Annotated in this window: 8 protein-coding genes; all 8 read right to left on the reverse strand. The window is 63.3% G+C overall.

The window, feature by feature from the left end:
- Positions 1 to 1,152, reverse strand: a 1,152-nt coding sequence (locus A5906_RS18910) for a lipoprotein-releasing ABC transporter permease subunit (RefSeq protein ID WP_245326788.1), incomplete at its 3' end; no start/stop codon positions are given.
- A gap of 90 nt (positions 1,153 to 1,242) precedes the next feature.
- Entirely contained in the window at positions 1,243 to 2,562 is a 1,320-nt protein-coding gene (gene proS / locus A5906_RS18915; RefSeq protein ID WP_080136900.1) for a proline--tRNA ligase, read from the reverse strand.
- 152 nt (positions 2,563 to 2,714) lie between these two features.
- Positions 2,715 to 4,277, reverse strand: a complete 1,563-nt coding sequence (locus A5906_RS18920) for a copper resistance CopC/CopD family protein (RefSeq protein ID WP_080136901.1) — start codon at positions 4,275 to 4,277, stop codon at positions 2,715 to 2,717.
- The gene (locus tag A5906_RS18925) at positions 4,277 to 4,795 is read right to left on the reverse strand and encodes a YcnI family protein (RefSeq protein WP_080137288.1); all 519 of its coding nucleotides are present in this window, start codon (positions 4,793 to 4,795) and stop codon (positions 4,277 to 4,279) included. Before A5906_RS18925 ends, A5906_RS18920 begins: the two co-directional genes overlap by 1 nt.
- Positions 4,796 to 4,815: 20 nt before the next feature.
- The gene (locus tag A5906_RS18930; RefSeq protein ID WP_245326789.1) at positions 4,816 to 5,229 is read right to left on the reverse strand and encodes a hypothetical protein; all 414 of its coding nucleotides are present in this window, start codon (positions 5,227 to 5,229) and stop codon (positions 4,816 to 4,818) included.
- A gap of 20 nt (positions 5,230 to 5,249) precedes the next feature.
- The gene (locus tag A5906_RS18935) at positions 5,250 to 5,768 is read right to left on the reverse strand and encodes a copper chaperone PCu(A)C (RefSeq protein ID WP_080137289.1); all 519 of its coding nucleotides are present in this window, start codon (positions 5,766 to 5,768) and stop codon (positions 5,250 to 5,252) included.
- Positions 5,769 to 5,850: 82 nt separating this feature from the next.
- Positions 5,851 to 8,058: a TonB-dependent receptor family protein gene (locus A5906_RS18940; protein WP_080136903.1), complete on the reverse strand. Its 2,208-nt coding sequence runs from the start codon at positions 8,056 to 8,058 to the stop codon at positions 5,851 to 5,853.
- 92 nt (positions 8,059 to 8,150) lie between these two features.
- A partial coding sequence (locus A5906_RS43530) for a DUF2946 family protein (RefSeq protein WP_245326790.1) occupies positions 8,151 to 8,420 on the reverse strand: 270 nt, incomplete at its 5' end.

Consider the following 8,420-nt stretch of genomic DNA (forward strand, 5'->3'; position numbering starts at 1 on the left):
GGGCAGCTTCGACAGGAAATAGAGTTCCGGCGAGAACAGCTCCGTGCTGGTCAGCCAGGACAGGAATTGCCTGATGGACTCGATGTTGAGGCAGATCACGAGGCCGACGACGAATCCGACCAGCGTGCCGACCACGCCGATCGAAGCGCCCGTGATCAGGAAGATCCGCATGATCGAGCCCTGCGAGGCGCCCATGGTGCGCAGGATCGCGATGTCGCTGCCCTTGTCCTTCACCAGCATGATCAGGCCGGAGACGATGTTCAGGGCTGCGACCAGCACGATCATGGTCAGGATCAGGAACATCACGTTGCGCTCGACCTGAAGCGCGTTGAAGAACGTCGAGTTGCGCTGCCGCCAGTCGACCAGGAACACCGGCCGGCCCGCGGCTTCCGTCACGGCCTGGCGAAAGGCGACGATCTGATCGGGATTGGTGGTAAAGACCTCGATCGAGGTGACGTCGTTGCTGCGGTTGAAATAGGCCTGCGCCTCGGCGAGCGGCATGAACACGAAGCCGAGATCGTATTCGGACATGCCGATCTCGAACACGGCGACGATCTTGTACGGTTTGATGCGCGGCGTGGTGCCCATGGGCGTGACCGCGCCCTTCGGCGCCACCAGCGTGATGCTGTCTCCGGCGTGCAGCGACAGCTGGTCGGCGAGACGCCTTCCGATCGCGACGCCCTGCCCCTCGTCAAAGCCCTCGAGCGAGCCCTGCTTGATGTTCTTGGCGATCGAGGTGAGGTTGTTGAGATCATCAGAGCGGATGCCCCGCACCAGCACGCCCGAGGCGTTCCACGGCGAGGACGCCAGCGCCTGGCCGTCCACCACGGGCGCGGCGAGCCGGATACCTTTGACCTGGCTGAGGCGGTCGGCGACGTCCTTCCAGTCGGTCAGCGGCGATTCCAGCGGCTGCACCAGGATGTGGCCGTTCAGGCCCAGGATCTTGTCGAGCAGCTCCTTGCGGAAGCCGTTCATGACGGCCATGACAATGATCAGCGTCGCCACGCCCAGCATGATGCCAAGGAACGAGAAGCCGGCGATGACCGAGATGAATCCCTCCTTGCGGCGCGCCCGCAGGTAGCGCGCCGACAGCATCCACTCGAATGGCGCAAAAGGCGCGGTTTGCACGGTTTCAGTCATGGTCTCGTCCATCGCTCGATAATCCCATGATTCGGGGTCAATTGTGGCCGGATTGGCGGCCGCGATATCGGGCGATGAACAATATTCAGCCGAACAGCCTGATCAGCCCACAAGTCTTGCGACCGCGTCCGCAGGCGACATGGTCTCGCGGGAGCCGTCACTGCGCCGCTTGATCTCGACCTTGCCGTCGGCGAGCCCCTTCGGCCCGATCATGATCTGCCAGGGGATGCCGATCAGATCGGCGGCGGCGAATTTGGCGCCAGCGCGCTGGTCGGTGTCGTCGTAGAGCACGTCGACGCCCCTGGCCTGGAGCTCGGCATAGAGCTTCTCGCAGGCCGCATCGACCGCGGCATCGCCCTGCTTGAGGTTGAGCACCACGGCGCGGAACGGGGCGACGGCCTCCGGCCATTTGATCCCGGCATCGTCATGGCAGGCCTCGATGATGGCACCCAACAGGCGCGACACGCCGACGCCGTAGGAGCCGCCATGGATCGGCACGTCGACGCCATCAGGGCCCGCCACCAGCGCCTTCATGGGCTCGGAATATTTGGTACCGAAATAGAAGATCTGGCCGACCTCGATGCCGCGGGTGTTCACCCGCTTGTCCTCGGGCACTTCCTGCTCGAACCGCGCGGCATCGTGGACGTCTTCCGTCGCGGCATAGACCGAGGTCCATTGCTTGATGATCGGCGTCAGGTCGCTCTCGTAGTCGACGTCCTCGCCGGGCACCGGCAGGTCCAGCACGTCGCGATTGATGAACACGCCGGATTCGCCGGTTTCGGCGAGCACGATGAATTCGTGGCTGAGATCGCCGCCGATCGGGCCGGTCTCGGCGCGCATCGGGATCGCCTTCAGCCCCATCCGCGCGAAGGTGCGCAGATAGGCGACGAACATCTTGTTGTAGGCAACGCGCGCCGCCGCCTCGTTGAGGTCGAACGAATAAGCGTCCTTCATCAGGAACTCGCGGCCGCGCATCACGCCGAAACGCGGACGCTGCTCGTCGCGGAATTTCCACTGGATATGATAGAGGTTCAGCGGCAGGTTCTTGTAGGACTTCACGTAGGCGCGGAAGATCTCGGTGATCATTTCCTCGTTGGTCGGCCCATACAGCAGTTCGCGCTTGTGACGGTCGGCGATGCGCAGCATCTCCGGGCCATAGGCGTCGTAGCGGCCGCTCTCGCGCCAGAGGTCGGCGAGCTGGAGCGTCGGCATCAACACCTCGATCGCGCCGGAGCGGTCCTGCTCCTCGCGCACGATCTGCTCGATCTTCTTCAGCACCCGGAAGCCGAGCGGCAGCCAGGCGTAGATGCCGGCCGCCTCCTGCCGGATCATGCCGGCGCGCAGCATCAGCCGATGCGAGACGATCTCCGCCTCTTTCGGATTTTCCTTCAGGATGGGCAGAAAGAACCGCGACAACCGCATGGCAATACTCTGGGAATCAGTGAGGGGTTGCAGTGAAACCGGATTGGGAGCGAAAATACAAGACCGGGAATGAGGAAAAGCCGCTAAGGCGGCGGAATTCCTGTCATTTTTCCGTTGCCTTCAGATTCCAGTTGAGCCGCAACGGCACACCCTTACGGCGCCGCCACCTCGAACTCGTCCTCGAGCGTAATCTTCTCGAAATCGGTCACCAGCGCGTCGATCCGCATATGCCAGCGGCCGGCGAAGGGCAGCTCGATCTTGCGCACATGCCAATAGCGGTCCGGCCCAAGCGAGGCACCCCGCTCGAATGGCTCGATGCCGCGCTCCGGCAGGCTCAGAGTCAACGTCACCTCCTTCGCCGCGAGCGGCGTCCCCTCGCCGGTCATGAGCTGGAGCACGAAATCGTCGATGCCAGCCTTCCCCGGCGCGACCAGCACCTGGAACATCGCCCTATCGCTGTGAATGTGGATCGCCAGCGGCGTCTCGGGAACGATGGTCCGCGGCGGCGGCGTGAAACGCCAGCCGGCAACGAGCGCGAAGATGCCGAGCGCGATGGCGCTTTCGAGCAGGATCGAGCGCCTGAGCGCGGGCGCGGCCTTCTCGTCCCGCGCCAGGGCCGACGTCAGTCGGAACCGATTGAGCGCGGCAAGAGCCAGCAGCAGCACGGCCAGACCAAGCTTGATCGACAGGATGGCCCCGTAACGGGTCTCGATCAGGGCCGACGGCCTTTCGAGCTGAACGATGGCGAGGCCAAGACCGGTCAACGCCAGCAGGCCGACAGCCAGCACGGCAATACGCGAAAAGCGGTTCACGACCGGCAGTGCCGCAGTCCCCGGCTTCGACACCAGCGCGGCGAGTGGCGCAAGGGCTCCGATCCAGAAAGCGACGCCGAGGCCATGGAGGAAGATCGCCGGCCGCGTCAGCGCCTCGGGCGGCGCCGTTGCTGCGTGCCCGGTCATGGCGAGCGACAGGCCAACGCCGATGAATGCGATCATCGCAAAGATGCGCGCATACCACGCGCTGCGCAGCGCCATCATCGCGAGGAGCATCGATGCGACCGCAACGAGCAGCGCGGGACCGGCGCTGGTCGCGAATGCGACCTTCCACGGAGCAGCCGTCACGAGCGAGGCCCGCGGCAGTCCAAGGAGGTCGAGGCCCAGCGCGCCGACGGATGCAACCGCGCTCGGAATGCCGATCGCGAGCGCGACGCGCGGCACGGTCAAGCCCGCCATCGACCACGCGACCCAGCGCGCGAAGAACACGCCGCCGACGCCAACGAACAGGCCGAGATAGAGACCGATCCGCGCCAGCCAGATCAGCGCGCTCAATCCGACGTCCACATTGGCGGGCGGCTTCGTCGCCGTCGGAGTGCCGACCGAGAAGACCACCGATCCCGCGACAGGATGACCGTCTTGCGAGATCACGCGATAGCTGACCACAGCCGTGCCTTGCGGCAGGTCCGGCGGCATCACGACCGAAATGGTCTCGCCCGATGCGTCGATGCGGACATCGTCCCGCACCGTGCTCGCACCGTCGATCAGCTGGATTGCGCCCGGCGTCACCGCCTCGTTGAAGCGCAGCTCCACTGCCTTCGGCGCGGTCTTCAGGATGCTGCCACCCGCCGGCTCGACCGCGACGAGAGCGGCATGCGCCGACGCGCCGGTCGCAAAGCCGACAACGAGCAACAGCGTCGCGAGCGCAGCGAAGAGGCGCATCAAGGTTTGGGCAGCAGCTTCACCCCCGGCGCCGGCGACTTGCTCTCATGCGAATGCCCAGCCCCCTCCGCCGGGATTTCGATCCAGCGGCTGACACCGGTCTCGCATTCCTGGACGACGGGGAAGTACAGGGTCGTGTTCGGCTTGAGGGTGTCGGTCAGCACCGTGTGCATGATGAACTCGTCATAGTTCTTGTCCGACAGCTTGCCACCGGACCATGCGACCTCCTTGACGCCTGAAGACAGCTTGTTGCCGTGATAGTCATACTCGGCGGCATATTTGCCTTCGACGACGTCGATGGTCCAGCCCGCCTTCGGCATCGGCTTCACCGCGATCACCCCTTCCGGGACCTGCACGCGGATCTTCACCGTCGGCGAGCCCGCGCAGCCGTGCGGGACGGCGAACACGGCCTTGTAGGACGCCCCGACGGAGGCTTGCTTGCCCTCCAGAAAAACATGCGCGGCCGCAGGCGAAGCTGCGAGCACGGCAACAAGGAACAAGAGGGATTGCTTCGACATGTTCGGCCTCTCGAGCGCGGTCATTTGATCAGAATCGGCGATTCCACGCTGACGTGATCGGACTTGGAGATCGAAATCCCGAGGCCGAGCATCCAGCGTCCGGGCGTCAACTGCGCCACCTTCACGCGCCAGCCATCCTTGCCGTCACGCGAGGCCTCGACCGGCGCAAGTTTCCGGCCGGTCTGCGTATCCACCAGGGTCACCGAAACGGCCTTGGCGGAGAGCGGCGTCTCGTCCGTTGTCTCCAACTGGATCGCGATCTCAACTGGGCCCGCGCGCCCCGGGGAAACCGTGACATTGGCCATCGCCTTCTCGGTGTGCAGATGCGTGAAGAAGCTGTCGTCGTCGGTCGCCGCGGCAAGCGGTGTCGCGGTAACCGACAGCAGCGCAGTCATTGCGAACGCGAGGCCCGCGATGGTTCGATTTGAGGTCATGAGGGACTTGATCCGTTTCATCACATTTTCATTCCCGAATGATCATGCATCTTCTGCATCATCTGGCCACCATCGCCCGGCGCCTGCGCGCCGACGGCTTGCACATCGAGAGACACGGCGACCTTGCCGGCCTTCTCGAATTGAAGCGTCACCGGAACCTTGTCGCCCTGCTTGAACGGCCCCTTCAGCTCCTGCAGCATCAAATGATTGCCGCCGGGCGCCAGCTTCACGGTCTTGCCTGGATCGATCACCAGCCCCTTGTCGAGCGGACGCATCTTCATCACGCCATTGTCCATCGCCATCTCATGGACCTCGGCCTTCCCTGCGATATCCGCGGAAACGCTGACCAGTCTGTCCGCGGCCGTCCCCTTGTTCTCGATGGTGAGGTAGCCGCCCGCGACCTTGGCGCCGCCCGGCGTCGCCCGGCTCCATGCCTGCGAAATGACGAGATCGCCGGCCTTGACGTCCTCGGCCGACGCAACGGCGCAGCCAGTCAGCAGTAGAGAAATTGCGAGAAGAGCCTGTTTCACTTTCTTCATGGTGATTTCCTCATTCATGATCAATCGGGTTGTCCTGATGGGCTGCCGCAGGGCGAGCATAAGGGCAAGGGATGTTCGCGCCTCACCATCGATACCTCATTCCGACGTACACTGCCCTTCCAGTGCCCGGCTCGAACAGGGGGGACGTCGCCGTCGCTCGATCAATGATGCTCGCACTGGCAATGTAGGTCTTGTTGGTGAGATTGCGCCCCTCGATGTAGGCGGATAACGGGCCGCCATTGTCGAACCCGGCCTTTAATCCCAACAGCGCGTAGCGCTCCGTCGTGAGCGTGTTCATGCTGTCGACGAAATAGGCTTGGGGCACCCATTCGACATTAGGACCGACATAGAGACCTGTCGGATGCTTGTAGAGGAGCTCGGCACGCAGATAGTGACGTGGCGCTCCCGGCAGCTGGTTGCTCCCGAACACCGGATCGTGGTCGAAGCGGAAGTCATTGAGCGTATAGGCGACGTTGAGCCAGATCTTGTCCGGCGCAGCCCCGGCGACGAAGATGTCGCGCAAAATGGCGGCACCCGCGCCCGCCTCGATTCCTTGGTGAGTGGTCCGGTCCGCATTGGTCACGTTACAATTGCCGAATGCGCTGTAGAGGCACTGGAGCTCGTCGCGAATATTGGCGCGATATGCGGTGAGCTCCCACGTGTAATCCGGCCGCCTCATGCGCGTTCCGATTTCGTAAGTGGTCGCGGTTTGCGGGCGGATCTTGGTGAACGGAATGGTCGGGATGCCGGGCCCAATCGAACTCTCCCCGAAGCTCGGCACCTCCGCACTGCGAGAGACATTGGCGAAGGCCTGCCAGGTTGGATCAATTTGCCACAGCAGCCCGCCCTTCGGCGACCACAGATTAAAGCGCGTTGCCCCCGATTGATCTCCATCGCTGAGGAAACGATCCTGCCGATTGCGGGTTGCGTACAAGAACTGTGTGCCGCCTATGGCCGCGACATTCGGGAGGAAGTAGAAGCTGTCCTCGATATAGGCGGACGTGTTCTCGGAGCGATCGATCGAGGACGAGAGCAGTGCCCCCTTCTGCCCGGCAATATTGGCGAATTGCTGGTTGTCGGTGCTGCCGTTCAAGACATAGACACCCGCAACCAATCTGTTGCGGAAGCCCCCAATGGTCCGGTCATCCGTGACCTTCGCGAACCCTCCATAATCCTTGTAGCGATAGTCCAGCCACTGGAAAATCGGATGCATCAGGTGCCGGTCGACTCCGAACGCGCCAAATTCGACCTTGGTGTCATCGAAACGGACCGTCGTCTTGTTCGCCAGCCGGACGGTGTCGATATTGCGCTGCTGATCCATGGCAACGTTTGCCGGCGCGGCAGCCTCCGGATTGCTCAGGGCAGACGTCTTGGTCACGGTGCCCGGGATTCGTTGCCGCACCTCGTTGGCGTTGAGGTAAAACCGTGTCTCAACGTCGGGAGAAAACTGATAGCCGACGTTGCCGCTCAATCGGTTGCTCGATCCGAAACTATGATCGCGAAATCCATCAATCGCCTGCGTGGAGGCGGTAATGAAGCCGTCCCACGGCCCGTTGACTCCTCCAGCGTTCGCCTGAAGCCGTTTGAAGCCAAAACCTCCGGCATCGAACGACACACCATTTGGAAACGAGTCGCGGCCGGTTGGTGTCACGAAATTGATGGCGCCGCCGAGCGAATTTGCGCCGAACTGGAGTGCGTTCCCACCCTTGTAGACCTCGACATACTTGTAGGCAGTCGGATCTATCTCCTGGAAATCGCCATAGCCGTCCGCAGTGTTGATCGGAATGCCGTCCATATAGAGTTGCACGCCGCGCAGATGGAAATTTCGCGACAGACCGGACCCGCGGATCGAAAGGCGCGTGTCGTCGCCCCATTTGGGCTGAGCAAACACACCCGGCACGTAGTCCAGGACGTCCTTGATCGTGTTGGAGGGGGTCGAATTCCTGTAGGCTTCGGCCGAAACGACCGCCACGCCGCCCGGCGTCTGGTTGATTTCCGCAAGCGCCTGTTGCGCGGTCAGCACCGTCAGGGCACCGGGGACACTGACGCCCTGTGTGCTCGCGATTTGCTGCGGGGGCTTGGCCGCTCGCACAGCCCGCGCTGATCTCACAGCATTCCTTTGCGGACGAACCGTTGATGCGCGCTTTTCCTTCGGAGCTTCAACCACAACCGCGGGAAGTTCCGGGCGGCTGACCTGGGCGACCGCAGTGCGTGGCGAGGCCAAGATCGATACGGATGCAAGCAGAATTGCGCGCGCGTGCGCATTCGGCAAAGAGCGAAAATAAGGCATAGCATATTTCCTGATCCGGCACGCAGCCGGTCTGCTGGAACGTGCGCAGTGGCGACCGGCATAGCCGCGCCAGGCGCAGGTTTATCGTCAGGTCAGGAAAATCGAGGAGGCGCGCGCGCCTGGGCACTTGAGCCCTTGTGAGCGAAAACCGCCGATACATCGGGCAAGCGCCATACCACGCGTTCGGCGTGGCGGAGGGGAATGGCAAGCACCGTCTGCGGCGGCGAATCGAGCGATGCACTTGCCTGCGCAAGACAGCAGAGGGCGCAGGCGCCGGCATGCGCAGTCGGCGAGCCGGTCCGATCGTTCAGGCCGCCAGCCTGGTCGCTAGCGCTGTGGCAGATAACGGCGGCGGACAGCGG

The sequence above is a fragment of the Bradyrhizobium sacchari genome, assembly GCF_002068095.1.
GTDB lineage: Bacteria > Pseudomonadota > Alphaproteobacteria > Rhizobiales > Xanthobacteraceae > Bradyrhizobium > Bradyrhizobium sacchari.